This window comes from Myxacorys almedinensis A (assembly GCF_010091945.1).
Taxonomy (GTDB): Bacteria; Cyanobacteriota; Cyanobacteriia; order Leptolyngbyales; family Leptolyngbyaceae; genus Myxacorys; species Myxacorys almedinensis.
In genome coordinates this window covers 1-971 of the sequence record NZ_WVIE01000065.1, presented here as the reverse complement: position 1 = coordinate 971, position 971 = coordinate 1, and the positions used below count along the sequence as shown (strand labels likewise).

The 971-nt window shown below is 47.9% G+C and carries 1 protein-coding gene; it reads right to left on the bottom strand.

Annotation, left to right across the window (positions count from 1 at the left end; genetic code table 11):
• Positions 1–13: 13 nt before the first annotated feature.
• Positions 14–892 (bottom strand): IS982 family transposase, encoded by an 879-nt coding sequence (locus GS601_RS22650; RefSeq protein WP_162425554.1) that lies wholly within the window; start codon positions 890–892, stop codon positions 14–16.
• Positions 893–971 lie beyond the last annotated feature (79 nt).

Genomic DNA, 971 nt, shown 5'->3' with positions numbered 1-971 from the left:
ACGTCAGTTCGGTTTAACGCGAAGGCAGCAAATTATAGTCAATGGCAATCGCAGGCTTCTTCGGTTGATGGCAATAGGCAATCAATCCGCAGATAATGTTGACAAAACAGTTGACTGGAGAGCGATGCCGAGAATGCTCAATTTGAGAAATGTTCTTCAACTGATCAATAATCGTTTCGATGACCGAGCGCTTGCGCAGCATCAAACGGTCAGTCAGAGGCATCAAGCGCTGTTTCATATTGCGCTTGAGCTTGGTAATCAACTGGATACCAGCAGTTTCTAACAACTGTTTCGCCAGTTTTTGAGACACGTAGCCCTTATCGGCAAACACTTTGCCAATAAGCTGCTGCAACAGTTGCGGCACTGGAGTGCGATCATCGGTATTGCCAGGAGTCATGATAACGTTGAGTAATTCCCCTTGGTCGTTGACGACCAGATGGAGTTTGAAGCCAAAGAACCAATCGACTGACGTTTTGCCCCGCGCCGCCAAGTTCTTGAACACCTTGTGTTGCTTGATGCGGCGGTTGTGACAGACTTTGAGGCTGGTGGAATCCATGAAACTAATACCGCTACAGGTGCCAAAACACGAGCGCAGGTAGGCACAAAGTGGGATCAGCGTGCTCGGTATCCACTCAATCAAGCGATTGTAGCTCACCAGTTCTGGAAACTCGGCTGACCACTGCTTCTGGACTTTCTCTTGATAGTAGGCTTTGAAATTCCGATAACACGATTGATGAAAGGCAATCAGAATCGTCATGATCTCGCTTAGAGTCAAGCTTCGCGCTCGTTTGCGTCGCTGTAATCCATTTCCCAGCAGTTGGCCCTCCCACTGCGGTTCAAAGCGTTGGCAAAAATCATCGACGGAGCAAAACAGTTCTTCTAGACTAAGCATGGGGGTAATTTCAGATGGATGAGAAGTTAGCACTTTCACCCTATCTGTTTTGCCCCTTCCTTATCCCGAACTCAGGTTA

What these genes read in the sequence shown, in the direction of transcription:
- GS601_RS22650 (WP_162425554.1), bottom strand. Translation starts at nt 892, where the DNA reads ATGCTTAGTCTAGAAGAACTGTTTTGCTCCGTCGATGATTTTTGCCAA.